Source organism: Pseudomonas sp. C321, assembly GCF_055407105.1.
The window spans coordinates 465,262-480,852 of record NZ_JBUZRB010000003.1; the positions used below are offsets into that span (position 1 = coordinate 465,262).

19 protein-coding genes are annotated in these 15,591 nt (G+C 58.3%); 7 read left to right on the top strand and 12 right to left on the bottom strand.

Translation table 11 applies throughout. The features are described 5' to 3' along the window. Window positions 1-7 precede the first annotated feature (7 nt). The 3 genes from ACZRJ6_RS11725 to rpoS all read left to right on the top strand — a co-directional run bounded on the left by ACZRJ6_RS11725 (window position 8) and on the right by rpoS (window position 2,800). Complete coding sequence (locus tag ACZRJ6_RS11725; protein WP_178114486.1) at window positions 8-643, top strand: protein-L-isoaspartate(D-aspartate) O-methyltransferase; 636 nt, start codon at window positions 8-10, stop codon at window positions 641-643. A 210-nt stretch (window positions 644-853) separates the two neighbouring features. Beyond that, the gene (locus tag ACZRJ6_RS11730) at window positions 854-1,690 is read left to right on the top strand and encodes a peptidoglycan DD-metalloendopeptidase family protein (protein WP_463968425.1); all 837 of its coding nucleotides are present in this window, start codon (window positions 854-856) and stop codon (window positions 1,688-1,690) included. Window positions 1,691-1,795: 105 nt separating this feature from the next. Then, window positions 1,796-2,800 (top strand): RNA polymerase sigma factor RpoS, encoded by a 1,005-nt coding sequence (gene rpoS / locus ACZRJ6_RS11735; protein ID WP_133099393.1) that lies wholly within the window; start codon window positions 1,796-1,798, stop codon window positions 2,798-2,800. 244 nt (window positions 2,801-3,044) lie between these two features. Here rpoS and ACZRJ6_RS11740 read toward each other — a convergent pair whose 3' ends face one another. After that, window positions 3,045-3,254, bottom strand: coding sequence for a cold-shock protein (locus tag ACZRJ6_RS11740; protein ID WP_014336857.1), 210 nt, complete (start codon window positions 3,252-3,254; stop codon window positions 3,045-3,047). 392 nt (window positions 3,255-3,646) lie between these two features. Between ACZRJ6_RS11740 and dcd the strand changes: the two genes are divergently transcribed. Then, window positions 3,647-4,213, top strand: a complete 567-nt coding sequence (gene dcd / locus ACZRJ6_RS11745) for a dCTP deaminase (protein ID WP_133099392.1) — start codon at window positions 3,647-3,649, stop codon at window positions 4,211-4,213. A 108-nt stretch (window positions 4,214-4,321) separates the two neighbouring features. Continuing rightward, entirely contained in the window at window positions 4,322-4,522 is a 201-nt protein-coding gene (locus tag ACZRJ6_RS11750; protein ID WP_133099391.1) for a hypothetical protein, read from the top strand. Window positions 4,523-4,589: 67 nt separating this feature from the next. Here ACZRJ6_RS11750 and ACZRJ6_RS11755 read toward each other — a convergent pair whose 3' ends face one another. The 7 genes from ACZRJ6_RS11755 to ACZRJ6_RS11785 all read right to left on the bottom strand — a co-directional run bounded on the left by ACZRJ6_RS11755 (window position 4,590) and on the right by ACZRJ6_RS11785 (window position 12,247). Beyond that, window positions 4,590-5,354 (bottom strand): ABC transporter ATP-binding protein, encoded by a 765-nt coding sequence (locus ACZRJ6_RS11755; RefSeq protein WP_463968234.1) that lies wholly within the window; start codon window positions 5,352-5,354, stop codon window positions 4,590-4,592. A gap of 15 nt (window positions 5,355-5,369) precedes the next feature. Continuing rightward, window positions 5,370-6,488: a succinylglutamate desuccinylase/aspartoacylase family protein gene (locus tag ACZRJ6_RS11760; protein ID WP_463968235.1), complete on the bottom strand. Its 1,119-nt coding sequence runs from the start codon at window positions 6,486-6,488 to the stop codon at window positions 5,370-5,372. Window positions 6,489-6,496: 8 nt separating this feature from the next. Continuing rightward, window positions 6,497-7,207, bottom strand: a complete 711-nt coding sequence (locus ACZRJ6_RS11765) for an ABC transporter permease (RefSeq protein ID WP_133099388.1) — start codon at window positions 7,205-7,207, stop codon at window positions 6,497-6,499. Beyond that, window positions 7,204-7,932, bottom strand: a complete 729-nt coding sequence (locus ACZRJ6_RS11770; RefSeq protein ID WP_463968236.1) for an ABC transporter permease — start codon at window positions 7,930-7,932, stop codon at window positions 7,204-7,206. The genes ACZRJ6_RS11765 and ACZRJ6_RS11770 overlap by 4 nt, the downstream gene beginning before the upstream one ends. A 58-nt stretch (window positions 7,933-7,990) precedes the next feature. After that, window positions 7,991-8,773 carry a transporter substrate-binding domain-containing protein gene (locus tag ACZRJ6_RS11775; protein ID WP_463968237.1) on the bottom strand — a complete coding sequence of 261 codons (783 nt, stop codon included), beginning with the start codon at window positions 8,771-8,773 and terminating at the stop codon, window positions 7,991-7,993. 255 nt (window positions 8,774-9,028) lie between these two features. Further along, complete coding sequence (locus ACZRJ6_RS11780; protein WP_463968238.1) at window positions 9,029-11,470, bottom strand: penicillin acylase family protein; 2,442 nt, start codon at window positions 11,468-11,470, stop codon at window positions 9,029-9,031. A 132-nt stretch (window positions 11,471-11,602) separates the two neighbouring features. Then, entirely contained in the window at window positions 11,603-12,247 is a 645-nt protein-coding gene (locus tag ACZRJ6_RS11785) for a glutathione binding-like protein (protein WP_463968239.1), read from the bottom strand. A gap of 135 nt (window positions 12,248-12,382) precedes the next feature. On the opposite strand from ACZRJ6_RS11785, the gene ACZRJ6_RS11790 reads away from it, so the two are divergent. Then, complete coding sequence (locus ACZRJ6_RS11790; protein ID WP_463968240.1) at window positions 12,383-12,937, top strand: cysteine hydrolase family protein; 555 nt, start codon at window positions 12,383-12,385, stop codon at window positions 12,935-12,937. Window positions 12,938-13,009: 72 nt separating this feature from the next. Here the strand turns inward: ACZRJ6_RS11790 and ACZRJ6_RS11795 are convergent, their stop codons facing one another. Genes ACZRJ6_RS11795 through ACZRJ6_RS11810 form a run of 4 tightly spaced genes read right to left on the bottom strand, consistent with a single transcriptional unit; the run spans window position 13,010 to window position 14,712 of the window. Then, window positions 13,010-13,216, bottom strand: coding sequence for an SEC-C metal-binding domain-containing protein (locus tag ACZRJ6_RS11795; RefSeq protein WP_214994708.1), 207 nt, complete (start codon window positions 13,214-13,216; stop codon window positions 13,010-13,012). Further along, on the bottom strand, window positions 13,213-13,704 hold the full coding sequence (locus ACZRJ6_RS11800; protein WP_149413025.1) for an LEA/WHy family protein: 492 nt from the start codon (window positions 13,702-13,704) through the stop codon (window positions 13,213-13,215). The genes ACZRJ6_RS11795 and ACZRJ6_RS11800 overlap by 4 nt, the downstream gene beginning before the upstream one ends. Window positions 13,705-13,739: 35 nt before the next feature. Then, a complete protein-coding gene (locus ACZRJ6_RS11805; protein ID WP_463968241.1) occupies window positions 13,740-14,210 on the bottom strand; it encodes a YchJ family protein in 471 nt (156 codons plus the stop codon). A gap of 4 nt (window positions 14,211-14,214) precedes the next feature. Then, the gene (locus ACZRJ6_RS11810; RefSeq protein WP_463968242.1) at window positions 14,215-14,712 is read right to left on the bottom strand and encodes a DUF6231 family protein; all 498 of its coding nucleotides are present in this window, start codon (window positions 14,710-14,712) and stop codon (window positions 14,215-14,217) included. A 191-nt stretch (window positions 14,713-14,903) separates the two neighbouring features. Here ACZRJ6_RS11810 and ACZRJ6_RS11815 point away from each other — a divergent pair, with 191 nt between their 5' ends. After that, window positions 14,904-15,578 carry a PA1041 family peptidoglycan-binding anchor lipoprotein gene (locus ACZRJ6_RS11815; protein ID WP_463968243.1) on the top strand — a complete coding sequence of 225 codons (675 nt, stop codon included), beginning with the start codon at window positions 14,904-14,906 and terminating at the stop codon, window positions 15,576-15,578. The last annotated feature ends 13 nt before the right edge of the window (window positions 15,579-15,591 follow it).

Here is a 15,591-nt window from a genome sequence, read left to right on the forward strand (position 1 = left end):
TATCGGCATGACCTCCCAGCGCACCCGCGAGCGGTTGATCCAGCGGCTTTACGAAGAGGGTTTGTCCAATGCCCAGGTGCTGGAAGTCATCCGTCGTACTCCACGGCACTTATTCGTCGATGAAGCCCTGGCACACCGAGCTTATGAAGACACCGCGCTGCCCATTGGCCACAACCAGACCATCTCCCAGCCGTACATGGTTGCGCGGATGAGTGAACTGCTGTTGGCGGCGGGTCCTCTGGACAAGGTGCTGGAGATCGGTACCGGCTCCGGCTACCAGACCGCCGTTCTGTCGCAGTTGGTGGAGCGGGTATTCTCCGTCGAGCGGATCAAGGTGTTGCAGGACCGGGCCAAGGAACGCCTGATGGAATTGAATCTGCGCAACGTAGTCTTTCGCTGGGGCGATGGCTGGGAAGGTTGGCCGGCGCTGGCGCCTTACAACGGCATAATCGTGACGGCGGTTGCGACCGATGTACCCCAGGCATTGCTGGACCAGTTGGCTCCAGGCGGGCGGCTGGTCATTCCCGTGGGATCTGGCGAAGTGCAACAATTGATGTTGATCATTCGCGAGGAAGAGGGCTTTTCCCGGCATGTGCTGGGGGCGGTACGTTTTGTCCCGCTACTTAATGGCCCGCTGGCCTGATCATTTACCTGTACATACTGAATTCTATTGCTGGGTATGTGTCTTACAGCGGGGTCTATTGAGTCAACATAATCGATGCAACGTATTAAACAGGATGATTTTTTCGTTTCTGTCTTGTTGCCGGTTAAAGCTCAGCAGCCAGTTATACTTGCGTCATATTTCAAGCCTGATACAGGCGTTCATATTCAGCCACCACAAAGGGAGCGGCGGGTGAGTCTCACGGTCATTGCGCAGCGTATGAGTAAAACAAGTTTTCAGCGACTGGTGATTGGCCTTGTCTTGAGTTCCTTATTGGCTGCCTGCTCCAGTACGCCAGGCGGCGGGGCGCGGGTCGTTGATCGCAATAATGCAGTGCCACAAAAGCCGACGGTCACCACCGGGCAATATGTAGTGCGCAAGGGCGATACGATGTTCTCGATTGCCTTCCGTTATGGCTGGGATTACAAGGCTCTCGCAGCCCGTAACAATATCCCTGTGCCATATACGATACATCCAGGTCAGACCATTCGTTTCGACGGGCGTACCGGTTCAACACCGACTGCAGTTGTCACAAAATCAGGCTCATCGCCGTCATCTTCCAGCAGGACGACAGTCATCACTCGGCCTGCAGGCACCGCCGCGCCTACGGTGGCGAGCAAGCAGGTACTCGCGCCGTTGCCTCCTGCAGGGCCTTCGCCGACCGGTTGGGGATGGCCTTCAAATGGCATTCTTATTGGAAAATTCTCCTCAAACGGTAGTTTGAATAAAGGCATTGATATCGCCGGGGATTTGGGACAGCCTGTTTTAGCTGCGTCAGATGGGACAGTGGTGTACGCCGGGAGTGGTTTACGGGGCTACGGTGAACTTGTAATCATCAAGCACAGCGATACCTACGTGAGTGCCTACGGTCATAACCGCAGGCTGTTGGTTCGGGAGGGGCAGCAGGTCAAAGTCGGACAGACAATTGCCGAAATGGGGTCGACTGGGACAGACCGGGTGAAACTGCATTTTGAGATTCGCCGCCAGGGTAAGCCTGTAGATCCACTGCAATTCCTTCCCCGTCGTTGATGTGTTGCCAGCCTGTTTCCTCACGTAGAAGGAACAGGCTCCAGCGTTGCCAAGGATAAAGGCGTCGCTTGAGCTTGAGGTCGAACTCACCAAAGGACTATAACAATGGCTCTCAGTAAAGAAGCGCCGGAGTTTGACATCGACGATGAGGTTCTCCTTATGGAGACTGATGTCGGTACGGATTCGATGTCGAACGAGAGGCCTGCTGTGCCTTCGGTTCGTGCCAAATCCAAAAACTCCTCAGCGTTAAAACAGCATAAATACATTGATTACACCCGGGCGCTCGATGCAACCCAGTTGTATCTCAATGAAATCGGCTTTTCCCCCTTGCTCACCCCCGAAGAAGAAGTCCATTTTGCGCGGTTGTCGCAAAAGGGCGATCCGGCTGGGCGCAAACGCATGATTGAAAGCAACCTGCGCCTGGTGGTGAAAATCGCCCGACGTTACGTCAATCGTGGGCTTTCCCTGTTGGACCTGATCGAAGAGGGAAACCTCGGCTTGATCCGGGCGGTGGAGAAGTTCGACCCTGAGCGGGGTTTCCGCTTTTCGACCTACGCCACGTGGTGGATTCGTCAGACCATCGAACGAGCGATCATGAATCAGACCCGGACCATCCGGTTGCCGATCCATGTGGTCAAGGAGCTCAACGTCTACCTGCGGGCGGCGCGTGAGCTGACACAAAAACTCGATCATGAACCTTCGCCTGAAGAAATCGCCAACCTGCTGGAAAAACCGGTAGGAGAGGTCAAGCGTATGCTGGGTCTCAATGAGCGCGTCTCTTCGGTTGATGTCTCGCTGGGCCCAGACTCGGATAAAACCCTGTTGGATACCCTGACCGATGATCGTCCTACGGATCCTTGTGAGCTGTTGCAGGACGATGATCTTTCTCAAAGCATTGACCAGTGGCTTTCGGAGCTGACGGACAAGCAGCGCGAGGTGGTGATACGCCGCTTCGGGTTGCGCGGCCACGAAAGCAGCACCCTGGAGGATGTTGGCCTGGAGATCGGCCTGACCCGTGAGCGGGTGCGGCAGATCCAGGTGGAGGGCCTCAAGCGCTTGCGTGAGATCCTTGAGAAGAATGGCTTGTCGAGTGAGTCGTTGTTTCAATAGGGACGATGCTTGGCAGCGATGAAAGCGCCCGATGCATGTGAATGCATCGGGCGTTTTGCTTTGTATGCCGTAGATGCTTTGTTCACGGTCAAGCTTTAGCGAGGTTGCGTTGGGGGCGACTTGGTGGCCGACGTAGCCTCGCTGGGGCTCGATAACTGCTACGGTGATGTAGGCGCGGGTCAAATGACAGGCATAAAAAAGCCCCGCTTTTAAGGGCGGGGCTTTTCGACTAAATCAGTACAAGTTAGATAACTTGAACTTCTTCAGCTTGCATGCCTTTCTGGCCGCGGGTAGCGACGAAAGAGACCTGTTGGCCTTCTTTCAGGCTTTTGAAGCCGTCAGATTGGATAGCTTTGAAGTGAACGAACAGGTCGTCACCGGATTGTGGAGTGATGAAGCCGAAGCCTTTTTCATCGTTGAACCACTTAACGGTACCAGTTTGGCGATTAGACATGGTGTATCTCCTTGGACAAAGTTAACTGCGACTCAGGAAAAGCCCTGGCCGAGACTGAGTGCAAAGAGCAGGAAAAATTCTTGGAGATGGTTGGATCGAAATTCAACATATCGTGTAGAGATTCTCAGTGACACAAGCAGCACAGTGGCGCCACCTTAACCCTTTTTCCGGAACGTGCCAATGGTATTTCCGAAGGTTTCTCTAAATTCGTGACTGACGGCGCCCTCTGCAGGGGGGGATCCCCCCTGAATTCAAGGCCCGGGGCCCCTGTGTAAGCCTGGGAGGAATCTGCCAGCCTTAATAAGAAAAATCCCCGGCCCTTTGAACCACGAGGCTGGCCCCGGTAAGATGCTCAACAGAATTTTTCCACCTCGCTATTCAGGACACCCGCCATGAGCATCAAATCGGACAAGTGGATTCGCCGCATGGCGCAAGAGCACGGCATGATCGAGCCCTTCGTAGAGCGTCAGGTGCGCGGCGAAGGCGCCGACCGAGTGATTTCGTACGGGGTTTCCAGCTACGGCTACGACGTGCGCTGCGCCGATGAGTTCAAGGTGTTCACCAACATCAACTCGGCCACCGTTGATCCGAAAAACTTCGACGAAAAGAGCTTCGTCGACGTCAAGAGCGATGTGTGCATCATTCCGCCAAACTCCTTTGCCCTGGCCCGCACCGTCGAGTTCTTCCGCATTCCGCGCAACGTTCTGACCATTTGCCTGGGCAAGAGCACCTATGCGCGCTGCGGCATCATCGTCAACGTGACTCCGCTTGAGCCAGAGTGGGAAGGCCACGTAACCCTGGAATTCTCCAATACCACCACCTTGCCGGCGAAGATCTACGCCAACGAAGGTGTGGCGCAGATGCTGTTTTTCGAATCCGACGAAGAGTGTGAAGTCTCTTACAAGGACCGTGGTGGCAAGTACCAGGGTCAGCGTGGCGTGACCCTGCCGCGCGCCTGATCGAATCGTCTGACATACCAAGGGAATTTGTCAGCGGGCAGGCACTCTATTGGGTGTACTGCCCCGGATCGTGCAAAACGCGCCGGGCCACGCTTGAGGAGTACCCCTATGAAGATCGATCCGCGAATCAGCGCCGAACTTGCCCGGCTTGAACCCAATCAGATTGGCGTTCTGGCCTGGTCCCTGATGGCACATCCCCCGATCAGCGCTGGCGGTATCCCCGGCCAGCCCGATCCTGATTACCCCCAGCCCACTGAACCTGGTGAACCTACCCTTCCGGACGAGCCACCGCCCGCTCCAGTTGCGTGAGGGTGCTCATCGTGCTCTCACGGCCCGCTGAGCGCGTTGCGTGCGTCCAGCCTTGGGGCGGTGGCCGTTATTTCAGATTGCCGCTCAGGAACTGTTGGAGGCGCTCGCTCTTGGGGTTCCCCAGCACTTCTTCCGGTGTGCCTTCCTCTTCCACCAGGCCCTTGTGCAGAAACAGTACTTGGCTCGACACCTTGCGGGCGAAGCTCATTTCGTGGGTCACCATGATCATGGTCCGGCCTTCTTCGGCCAGGCCCTGGATCACCTTCAGCACTTCGCCCACCAGTTCCGGGTCCAGGGCCGAGGTTGGCTCGTCGAACAGCATCACCTCCGGCTCCATCGCCAGGGCGCGGGCGATTGCTACCCGTTGTTGCTGGCCGCCGGAGAGAAACGCCGGATATTGATCGGCGACCCGTGCCGACAGGCCGACCTTGTCCAGATAGCGACGGGCGCGCTCTTCGGCGTCTTTCTTGCTGCAACCCAGCACTCGTCGCGGAGCCATGGTGATGTTTTCCAGGACGCTCATGTGGCTCCACAGATTGAAGTGCTGGAACACCATTGCCAGTCGCGTGCGCAAGCGCTGCAACTCGGCCTCGTCGGCTACGCGCATGCCGTGGCGGTCGTTGACCATGCGAATTTGCTGGCCATCGAGGGTCATGGCGCCATCATTGGGTTGTTCAAGAAAGTTGATGCAGCGTAAAAAGGTGCTTTTGCCCGAACCGCTGGCGCCGATCAGGCTGATCACATCACCGGTCCTGGCCTTGAGCGAGACACCTTTGAGCACTTCGTTGTCGCCATAGCTTTTGTGCAGGCCTTCAACGGTCAATTTGTACATGGGGGCGTGCATCCTTCAAGGCGAAAGTAGATAGCCGCTGCGATAGGCTTGCGTGCCTGCGACATGGGCGATGACCATCCCGGCGGTGGCCATGCGGCGCAGCGAACGGGCGTAAAGCAGGCCGGCATTACGGCAATGAATCGGCGTTACGCGGTCGTGAATGGGGTCGATGATTTCGGCGATAAGCTGACCGGCTTTGAGGTATTCCCCAGGCAGCGCGCTGAATACTAGCAAGCCACCCACAGGCGTCGCCACGGGTTCAACAGCGGCCAGCGGCGTGGCGGGATAGGGCAAGTCCGGCAACGCTGCCGGCTCTCCGGCGATGGCGCCGAACTGAATCAGGTAATCGATGATTGCCTGGCAGTCGAGGCTCGCCAAACCGTGGTTCACATCCCCTTGGCCGCGCAACTCGACAGTCACGGAAAAACTGCCCATGGGAATGTTGAAGCGCTCGCCAAAACGTTGCTGCAACTGCCACCACACCAGGGTGAAACACTCATCGAAGGATTGGCCGCCGGAGTCGGTGGCCAGCAGACAGGCTTCGGCGCCGATATAACGGGCCAACGGCTCGACCTGTGGCCAGGCATCGGGCGTAGTGTACAGGTGGGCCACGGCTTCGAAGTCGCAATGCAGGTCCAGCACCATGTCGGCATCACACGCCAGGCGTTGTAGCGCCAGGCGTTGGGATTGTAGCTGGGTGGCCGGCACCTGCCGGGCAAGGGCCTGGCGCAGGCTGTCGCGGATCAGCTCTCGGTTGAGGTGCGGATCACTGCCCAGCAGGCCTTCGACCTGATTGCCGACTTCTTCACTGAGGTCGACAAACCGGCGATTGAAGTTCTGCCCGCTCTCCAGCTCGTAGCGGCCAAGGGGGATGTCCATCAACACCTGTTCCAGGCCCGCCGGGTTGGCGATCGGCACCAGCACGATTTCACTGTGTAGGCGCCCGGCGGCGGTTAGTTCGGCCAGGCGGGCTTTCAGGTGCCAGACCACCAGCATGCCGGGCAGCTCGTCGGCGTGCAGCGAAGACTGAATGTAGACCTTGCCTTCAGCCTGCTGCGGCCCGAAGTGGAAGCTGTGAATTTGCCGCGCCGTGCCTGGCACCGGCGCCAATAGTTCATGAATCAGATGACGCATGCTGTCTCCTAGTGGCTGGGGCCGAGAAAGGCCAGCCAGCGACGCTCCGCCAGACGAAACAGACCGACCAGGGCAAAGGTTACGGTCAGGTAGATCAGCGCAGCGATACCAAATGATTGAAAGGTGAGAAAGGTTGCCGAGTTGGCATCACGGGCGACTTTAAGCACGTCCGGGATCGTCGCGGTAAAGGCCACCGTCGTCGAGTGCAGCATAAGGATCACTTCATTACTGTAGTACGGCAATGAACGGCGTAGTGCCGAGGGCATGATCACGTAGGCATACAGTTTCCAGCCGCTCAAGCCATAGGCTTTTGCCGCCTCGACTTCGCCGTGGGCCATGCTGCGGATCGCCCCGGCAAAAATCTCCGTGGTGTAGGCGCAGGTGTTGAGGGCGAAGGCGAGGATGGTGCAGTTCATGGCATCGCGAAAAAACGCATCCAGCACCGGTTGGGCGCGAATCGCGGCGATGCTGTAGATGCCGGTGTAGCAAATCAGCAGTTGGATATAGAGCGGAGTACCCCGGAACAGATAGGTGTAGAACTGCACCGGCCAGCGCACCCAGCGCGTTGGCGAAACCCGGGCGATAGACAGCGGGATCGACACCAGGAAACCGATGAAGATCGAGGCACTGAGCAGCCACATGGTCATGGCCAGGCCGGTGATGTGGTAGCCGTCGCTGTAAAGGAAGGGCCGCCAGTATTCCTGCAGGAGCTCAATCATCGTAGCGCCTCCCGAGAGCCTGCGGAGTAGCGGCGTTCCAGGCGGCGCAGGACGAAGTTGGAGGCGCTGGTGATCAATAGGTAGATCAACGCGGCGATCACCAGGAAGTAGAACAACTGATAGGTGCTCTTGCCGGCATCCTGGGCGGCCTTTACCAGGTCGGCCAGGCCGATGATCGACACCAGCGCCGTCGCCTTGAGCGTCACCATCCAGTTATTGCCGATGCCTGGCAGGGCAAAGCGCATCATCTGCGGGAAGGTCACGTAGCGAAAGCGTTGCCCGCGCTTGAGGCCATAGGCGGTGGCGGCTTCCAGCTGGCCACGGGGCACGGCGAGGATCGCCCCGCGAAAGGTCTCGGTAAAGTAGGCGCCGTAGATAAAACCCAGGGTGATAACCCCGGCGCTGAACGGGTTGATCTCGATGTATTCCCATTCCATGAAGTCGGTGAAGCTGGTCAGCCAGGTTTGCAGGCTGTAGAAAATCAGCAGCATCAGCACCAGGTCCGGCACACCACGAATGAGCGTGGTGTAGAGCTGGGCGGGGATGCGCAGGAACGGCAGGCTGGACAATTTGGCGCTGGCGCCGAGCAGGCCCAGCAATACGCTGACGGCCAGGGACAGCACCGATAACTTGATGGTCATCCAGGTGCCTTGCAGCAAGAGCGGGCCGAAACCCTTCAAACTGAAAGCACTCAGGCCGAGGGTCTGCAACAGGTCTTCAAACATCGATCACGGCCTATGGCGAGGTAAAAAAGCGCCCATCGTGAAGAGGGGCGCCCGGGCATTATTTGCCGCTGAACAGGTTCAGATCGCCAAAGTGTTTCTTCTGGATAGTGGCGTAGGTGCCATCATCGTGTAACGCTTTGATACCTTTATCCAAAAGTACCTTGAGGTCTTTGTTACCTTTGGAGATGCCGACGGCAGTCTTGGCCGGCAGCAATTCGCTGTCCACAGGCTTGCTGACTTCGTAGTCAACGCCTTGTGGCGATTTCAAAAAGCCCAGTTCGGCTTGCAGCATGTCCTGGATCGATGCGTCGAGACGGCCCGACATCAAGTCGGCGTAGACCTGATCCTGATTCTGATAGGCCTGGGTTTTCACCCCCGCCTTGTCCAGCACGGCCTTGGCGTAAGCTTCCTGAATGGTGCCTTGCTCGTAGCCAACGGTTTTGCCCTTGAGGGACGTGATGTCTTCGCTCAGGCCGGAACCTTTCTTGAACACGTAGGACGTCGGGCCGGAAAACAGCTCGCTGGAGAAGTCGATGACCTTCTCGCGGGCCGGGGTCACGGTCATGGACGAAATCACGCCGTCGAACTTGTTGGCTTTCAGGCCTGGGATCATGCCGTCGAAGTCACTCTCGACCCACTTGCACTTGACCTTAAGCTCCGCGCAGATGGCATTGCCCAGGTCGATATCGAAGCCTACCAGGCTGCCGTCAGCCGCTTTGGATTCGAACGGTGCGTAGGACGGATCGACACCAAAACGCAATTCCTTGTATTCCTTGGCCAAGGCAGAACCTGCGGCCATGCACAGAGCCAGTGCAGAAAGGGTCAGCAATGCTTTTTTCATTATGTAATCCCTGGGAATCAAGATAAGCGCATGTGGCGCGTTTAGGACTGTTACTGAACGGTGTCAGACGTAACGCAAGTAGCAATTTCTGCACCATAGTTCCGAATGGTCGTTTTAAAAGGTGGGATTACAGGTGGTGCGATGCAGGAAATGCCCGATTTCGGGCATTGGGAAGTGGGCGCGCTTATTTGGTGCGGTGTCCAGCGCTGACGTTTAGTTATCGTTCCCACGGGCGTGGGAACGATAGGTTAGGGATTACTTGCCGGGCACCAGGGTCAACCTGGTTTTGCCATACACCTTGTCAAAGTTCTGCGGTTGCATCGGGAAGCTCAGGTATTGCGCCTTGAGCCACGTGTCGATGCCGTTGGCATAGTTCGCGCTGGCGGGGTTGCCGGATTGGCCGATGCCGCTTTGGCCCATCATCGGTTCCATCTGGCCGAAGTCGACGATCATGCGCAGCGTCGGCACCTGTGTGGTGTCGAAGTTTTGCCCCCAACTGTAGGGTGCCGCGTTCAGGGTGTTGTGATCACCGCCTGCCGCCAGTCGGCCGCGAACCGTCTGGCCGCTGGTGTTCTTCCAGGTGTAGCTGTGGAGTTTGCCCCACTGCCAGGCTTTGTGATCGCCGCCCAATTGGCTGTCGCCCGCAGTAATTGCGGCGGCCAGGCTGCGGGCGAGGATTGCCGGCTTGTCTTCTTTTTGCGGGGTGTGCGCGTCATCCCAGAACGGGCTGTCTTCGCGGCCTAACAGGTGATCGGCCTGGGCCGAGTAGGACAGGTTGGCGTTGCTGACAAAGGCTTTCCAGGTGGCACTGGTCTGCGGGCCCAGTTCGTCGAGGAAGATCTGCTTGGTACTTTCCTGCAAGAACAGCTCGTAAATCGCCGCATCGGTGGACGTCGGTGCCAGGCGGCCGTCGAACGCCATCAAGCGGTCCAGGGCTTCCCGCGCTTTGGCTCGTTCGGCGGCGGGCAGGGCGTCGATGGCCTGTTTTAGCGGCTGGGCCATGCCTGGCGCCAGGAACATGGTTTTCAGTTTGGCGGCGAAGGTGGTGGTTTGGTCGTACTGCATGGCGATTACGCTGCGGCTATCGTGCTTGCCGCTGCCTGCCAGTTGTGCAAGCCGTTCGCTGCGTTCCGGAGCAGCCCAGGAATTGGACAGCTGCATGCCATAACCGTGCGGGATGGTGCGCTGGTTGGCGGTGCCGACCCAGCCTTGTGGCGGGTCTTGATCGTAAGGGTGCAGCATCGCATCGGCGTAACCGTCCCAGTCAAAACGTGCGTCCCAACCCGGCGATGGCACCAGGCCTTCGCCTTCACGGCGGTTGGGGAAGCGGCCGGTGACTTGCCAACCGATATTGCTGGCGTCGGCAAAGACCATGTTCAGGGCGATGGCGCGAATCTCGCGGCTGGCGTCCGAGGCTTTCTCTACGGTCTGCGCCCTGGACAGGTCGAAGAACGCGTCCAGGCTCTTGTCGTCCTTGAAGTCGGCAGTTTGTAAAGTCAGGCCATAACCGCTGGTCAGGGATTGGGTGCTGTTGAGCAGCGGCCCGTGGCGGGTTTCGTACACCGCTTCGCGAAGTGGCTTCTGGCCTTTGGCGAAGAAAGTTTCGTTGCGCACGATGGCTGGCAGCCATTTGCCATTGTTCTCGTAGTACAGCGCGCTACCCTGGCGTTTGACCTTTTCCAGGAATAGGTCTTGGGTGTCGCCGGAAACCTGGCTCATGCTCCAGGCTACCTTGCCGTTGAAGCCGGAGAGCAAGGTTGGGATACCGGCAATCGAGACACCGGCGGCCTGGTATTTTGGTGCGCGGATTTGCACGTAGCTCCACAGCGACGGCGCCTGCAGCGGTGTCGATAGGTCATTGGCCAACAAGCTTCTGCCACTGCGGCTGCGTTGTGGGGCGATGGCCCAGTTGCTGGAGCTGGAAACCCCGAGGGTATTGAGCGTGCCCAGGTGCTCGGTGATGCTGTTCAGCGCCGCCAAGCCAGGAATCTGGCTGAGGTTGATGCCCTTGAGCTTGTCGGATTCAGCCGAGGGCAGGGGTTCATCCGGGTAGCTCGGTGTCAGCCAGGCGAGTTTGTCGGCACCGACTTTTTGCGCGAGCACCAGGGCCGACAATTCTTCCTGAAGGTTGGCCGATTCGCTGAAATTCAGCAGGCAAAACAGCAGCGCTGAGTCTTCCGGCTTCCAGTATTCAGGCTTGTAGCCGGTCTGGGCCAGGTCTGCCGGCAGCTTGTCACGGTAGCGGAACAGGTAGGCGTTGACCCCGCGGGCATAGACTTCAAAGAAGCGCTTCAGCCGAGGCGACGAAGCGCTGTAAAGCTCGCCGGCGCTTTTCTTCAGGTTGACTGCCCGCATGAAGCGGTCGACATCCAACACATCCGGCCCGGACATTTCCGCCAGACGGCCCTGGGCCAACAGGCGCAGGGTGACCATTTGGTTGATGCGGTCGCTGGCGTGTACATAGCCGAGGGTAAACAGCGCGTCATGGAAGGTGCTGCTTTCGATCAGCGGCATGCCTTGGCTGTTGCGGCGCACGGAAACGTTTTGCGCCAGGCCCTTGAGGGGCTGTACGCCGGAAACGGGGGGCAAAGTGTCCTGGGTGCTCAGTGACTGGCAACCGGCCAGGCCCAAGACACTGGCCACTGCCGCGGCAACGCCGAACCGGGGAAGAAAATGTGATAGGGCTGGCGAGGCCATGGCAAAGCTCCTGCGGGGGGTAGCGTCAGTAAAGGCGCTACGTTAGTGAGCGCGGTGAAACGACGCAAGCGGGAGGCGGTGCTTATTTTCAAGGGATCACTCCCACATAGGGCGTGGGAGTGCTCTGGGGACTCAAGACTTTGGCGGATTGACCTTTGCCACCAGTTCATACGCCCGCACCGTCGCCGGACGTTCCTTGATGTGGTTGAACCAGCGCTCTACATGGGGGAAGTCCTCCAGCTTCTGGCTCTGCCATTTGTGGGACACGACCCACGGGTAGATCGCCATGTCGGCGATGCTGTATTCCTCGCCCGCCACAAACTTGCGATCTGCCAGGCGGCGGTCGAGCACGCCATACAGTCGAGCGGTTTCGTCGACATAGCGTTTGATCGCGTAGGGGATTTTTTCCGGGGCGAACTGGCTGAAATGGTGGTTCTGCCCAGCCATCGGGCCCAAGCCACCCATTTGCCAGAACAGCCACTGCAGGGCTTCCTGACGACCGCGCAGGTCCTGGGGAATGAACTGGCCGGTTTTTTCTGCGAGGTACAGCAGGATGGCGCCGGATTCAAAGAGGGAAATGGGAGCTCCGCCGTCGGTCGGGTGCTGATCGACGATGGCCGGTATACGGTTGTTGGGAGCGATTTTCAGGAAGTCAGGCTTGAACTGGTCGCCCTGGCCAATGTTGATTGGATGCACCTCGTAAGGTAGACCGGCTTCTTCCAGGAACAACGAAACCTTGTGACCGTTGGGAGTGGTCCAGTAATACAGGTCGATCATGAAGCTCTCCAAGAGTGTGAATGCTTGAGTGGATAGCCAGCAGATGAGAGGACAGTTTTACGCCCGATGACTTGCCTGTAGGAATAGGTGATGTTCAAGTGGCGAAAATTCAATGGAACATTTGGATCTATCGATATGGAAATCCGGCACGGCGCAGCGTTGATCCTGATTGATCAACAAAAAGGCATTCATCATCCCAAGCTGGGGCGGCGCAATAATCCCGACGCAGAGGAGCGCATGCTCGCGCTACTGGCCCAGTGGCGCAGTAACGGTTGGCCGGTGATTCATGTTCAGCATTTGTCCCACTCGCCGGACTCGGTGTTCTGGCCGGAGCAGTCGGGGGTGGAGTTTCAGGACGCGTTTATTGCGCAGGCGGGCGAACAACTGATCCAGAAGCGGGTTCCGGATGCGTTTTGCGGTACGGCGCTGGAGGCGACATTGCACGGCTCTGGAATCAGGCAAGTGGTGCTGGTGGACGTAGCTACCCACAACTCGGTGGAAGCTACTGCTCGTAGTTCCGGCAACCTTGGGTTTGAGACTTGGGTGGTTGAAGACGCCTGCTACACCTTCGACAAGGCGGACTTTTATGGGCAAATGCACTCGGCTGAGACGGTGCATGCCATGTCCTTGGGTAACCTGCATGGCGAATACGCCACGGTTATTTCGTCGAAGCAGGTGTTGACTACCTAGCGTTGTAAACACTGACCTTGTGGCGAGGGAGTAAGCTCACTCGCCACAGAACGCGCTCTTACTACACTCGCATCAAGCGCCGTGGCACTTCTTGAATTTCTTTGCACTGCCGCACGGGCAAGGATCGTTGCGACCCACGTCCTTCAAGGTATTGCGCACTGGCTCCTGGTGAGCGTGGCCGCAGTTCGGGCCGTGGACATGGCCGTGGTCGTGATCATGGTGATCGTGATCATGATCGTGGTTGCAGTCAGGACCATGGACATGGGGTTGCTGAGTCATTGATGTCGCTCCGGAATAAAATCGCCGGGGATTATCTCGCCATTGCGCAGCACGTGCACGTCGTTACCGATGAATAATCCGGTTTTCAGTTCGCCTTCCAGCCGATAGGGGATGGGTTGGTCGGGGTTTTTCAGCATCTCGACCACCTGACGCACCTGCGGCCACAGGTTGGTGCGCACGGATATCTTGAAAAACCCCCGGCTGTGAGGCGCCACGGTGAACCACTCATTGGACTCGCCTTCGGTCAGCACAATATCGTCCAGGGTGATCTTGTAGATCAGCCCGCGCACGGTCAGGTCCGAGTCGTTACGGTTGTCGACGCGAAAGTGCAGCTTGAATTTCTGTTCCAACAACTTGGCCCGGACCACTTCGACCTTGACCAGGTGCACCTGCGGCGCGGGAGCATCGTCGGCGAACCAGGAAGCGCAGCCCGACAGCCCGAGGGTTAATGTCAGCAGAAGGCTGTAAGTCCGTAAGTGGTTAACCATGCGTTGTCCCTGTAGAGCGAGGGGGATGCCTGCTGTTATAGATAGCTGGAACAGCACTTCTTGAATTTTTGCCCACTGCCGCACAGGCAGTTGTCATTGCGCCCAGCCTTGACCTGTACCGTCGGGTCAATGAAGTACCAGCGCCCATCGTTTTGTACGAAGGAGGACCTTTCGCGGTGGCTGTGTTCGCCGGTGCTGTCATGCCAGCGCGCTATGAAGGTGACGAAGGCGTGCTCTGGCTGCCCACCGAACACTTCCGAGCTTTCCACCTCCAGCCCCAGCCAAGTGCTTTGGGTACTCCAGGCGCGGATTGCTTCGCGATCCAGTCCGCTCTGTTGCGCCGGTAAAGTGGTCGTTAGTAGATAGTCCACCAGGCCCAGCACATAGGCGCTGTAGCGCGAGCGCATCAGCGCTGTGGCACAGGGCGCTGGGTGGCCGGCGTGGTAATGGCCGCAGCAGGCATCCAGCAGGTTGCCGCTGCCGCAGGGGCAAATGGATGTACTCATCGGGTTACCACCAATACTTTCCGAAGTTTTGCGGGTTGGCCCAGAAGCGGGCATTGAGCCAGTCCGGCACCTGTTTATAGTCAAGCAGATCATAGGTAAACAGCGTCAGTATCTGGTCGTCGCGCTGGAAACCCTCACTGGCTTGCAGGGCCAGCGAGAAAAAGTCGGTCTCTTTCCAGTCGCAGGCGCCCAGGTCCGCAAGCACGGCGATGCGGCTGGCGTTCAAGTTGCGGATGCCGCCCAGCAGTTCCAGGCCCTCCCGTTTTGACAGGTGCTCCAGGCAGTCGACCACCAGCGCCAAGTCAAACCGCTGTGCTGCGAGTGCTGCCGGCAAAGGTCCAGGCTCGGCAAAGGATACGACGGTATTGGGATGTGCCTCCTTGAACGCATCAAGCGCCGGAAACTGGCTGGCACCCAGCAGCAACAGGCGTTTTGGCCCATGAAGGTCAAGCAAGGCGGCCAAGGCTTGCTGGGGTGTACGGGAAGAAATACCGGCGCTCATCGAAGATCCTCAAATCAGAACCGTAGAGACTAGCCTGCCTGAGCGTGCGGGCCTAGAGCGGGCGGTGGGATTTAGTCAGGAGAAAGCAGCTACGGCCAATGAATACGGGGGGATGGCATGCTGGCGAAGATTAAATGGGCCGTCTTTACTCCACCCATCGGCTCTCGGCCGATCCCCTCAGGAGAAATCAGATGAGCATCATGCGGACAGCTCTACCCTTGGTTCTGCTAACCGGAGTATTGACAGGTTGCGCAGGCTTGCAAAAAACCGATTGGCCCACCTGCGCTGCGCTCGGCGGTGTGACCGGTGCCGCTCTCGGCGCGACCGAAAGCGCCTCATGGGCTGGCGGTGGCGCGTTGTTGATCGGCGGCATGGCCGGCGCTTATTGCTGGGTCCATGGCGACGGTGACGAAGACGGCGACGGCGTGCCGGACAGCCGCGACAAATGCCCAGGCACCCCCAAAGGCGTACAGGTCGACGCGGATGGCTGCCCACCTGTGCCGGTAGCAGTGGTCAAGGAAGAAACCATCGTGATTCGTGACGTTCACTTCCAATTCGACTCGGCCAAGCTCACGGCGGCGGACAAAACCAAACTCGACACCATCGCCACGCGCCTGAAGCAGGAAGCCCCGAGCGCACAACTGCGAGTCAGCGGCCATACCGACAGCGTCGGCAAAGATGCCTACAACCAGAGACTTTCGGAAAAACGCGCCCATTCGGTGACCGATTACCTGGTCAGCTCAGGTGTGCCGCGCAGCAACTTCGTGTCGGTGACAGGTTCCGGTGAAAGTCATCCGGTGGCCGACAACAAAACGGTCGACGGCCGTGCCTTGAACCGTCGGGTGGAAATCCAGATCAACCGTTAGATAGCGTATATGC

What these genes read in the sequence shown, in the direction of transcription:
- ACZRJ6_RS11725 (WP_178114486.1), top strand. Translation starts at nt 8, where the DNA reads ATGACCTCCCAGCGCACCCGCGAGCGGTTGATCCAGCGGCTTTACGAA.
- rpoS (WP_133099393.1), top strand. Translation starts at nt 1,796, where the DNA reads ATGGCTCTCAGTAAAGAAGCGCCGGAGTTTGACATCGACGATGAGGTT.
- ACZRJ6_RS11740 (WP_014336857.1), bottom strand. Translation starts at nt 3,254, where the DNA reads ATGTCTAATCGCCAAACTGGTACCGTTAAGTGGTTCAACGATGAAAAA.
- dcd (WP_133099392.1), top strand. Translation starts at nt 3,647, where the DNA reads ATGAGCATCAAATCGGACAAGTGGATTCGCCGCATGGCGCAAGAGCAC.
- ACZRJ6_RS11750 (WP_133099391.1), top strand. Translation starts at nt 4,322, where the DNA reads ATGAAGATCGATCCGCGAATCAGCGCCGAACTTGCCCGGCTTGAACCC.
- ACZRJ6_RS11755 (WP_463968234.1), bottom strand. Translation starts at nt 5,354, where the DNA reads ATGTACAAATTGACCGTTGAAGGCCTGCACAAAAGCTATGGCGACAAC.
- ACZRJ6_RS11760 (WP_463968235.1), bottom strand. Translation starts at nt 6,488, where the DNA reads ATGCGTCATCTGATTCATGAACTATTGGCGCCGGTGCCAGGCACGGCG.
- ACZRJ6_RS11765 (WP_133099388.1), bottom strand. Translation starts at nt 7,207, where the DNA reads ATGATTGAGCTCCTGCAGGAATACTGGCGGCCCTTCCTTTACAGCGAC.
- ACZRJ6_RS11770 (WP_463968236.1), bottom strand. Translation starts at nt 7,932, where the DNA reads ATGTTTGAAGACCTGTTGCAGACCCTCGGCCTGAGTGCTTTCAGTTTG.
- ACZRJ6_RS11775 (WP_463968237.1), bottom strand. Translation starts at nt 8,773, where the DNA reads ATGAAAAAAGCATTGCTGACCCTTTCTGCACTGGCTCTGTGCATGGCC.
- ACZRJ6_RS11780 (WP_463968238.1), bottom strand. Translation starts at nt 11,470, where the DNA reads ATGGCCTCGCCAGCCCTATCACATTTTCTTCCCCGGTTCGGCGTTGCC.
- ACZRJ6_RS11785 (WP_463968239.1), bottom strand. Translation starts at nt 12,247, where the DNA reads ATGATCGACCTGTATTACTGGACCACTCCCAACGGTCACAAGGTTTCG.
- ACZRJ6_RS11790 (WP_463968240.1), top strand. Translation starts at nt 12,383, where the DNA reads ATGGAAATCCGGCACGGCGCAGCGTTGATCCTGATTGATCAACAAAAA.
- ACZRJ6_RS11795 (WP_214994708.1), bottom strand. Translation starts at nt 13,216, where the DNA reads ATGACTCAGCAACCCCATGTCCATGGTCCTGACTGCAACCACGATCAT.
- ACZRJ6_RS11800 (WP_149413025.1), bottom strand. Translation starts at nt 13,704, where the DNA reads ATGGTTAACCACTTACGGACTTACAGCCTTCTGCTGACATTAACCCTC.
- ACZRJ6_RS11805 (WP_463968241.1), bottom strand. Translation starts at nt 14,210, where the DNA reads ATGAGTACATCCATTTGCCCCTGCGGCAGCGGCAACCTGCTGGATGCC.
- ACZRJ6_RS11810 (WP_463968242.1), bottom strand. Translation starts at nt 14,712, where the DNA reads ATGAGCGCCGGTATTTCTTCCCGTACACCCCAGCAAGCCTTGGCCGCC.
- ACZRJ6_RS11815 (WP_463968243.1), top strand. Translation starts at nt 14,904, where the DNA reads ATGAGCATCATGCGGACAGCTCTACCCTTGGTTCTGCTAACCGGAGTA.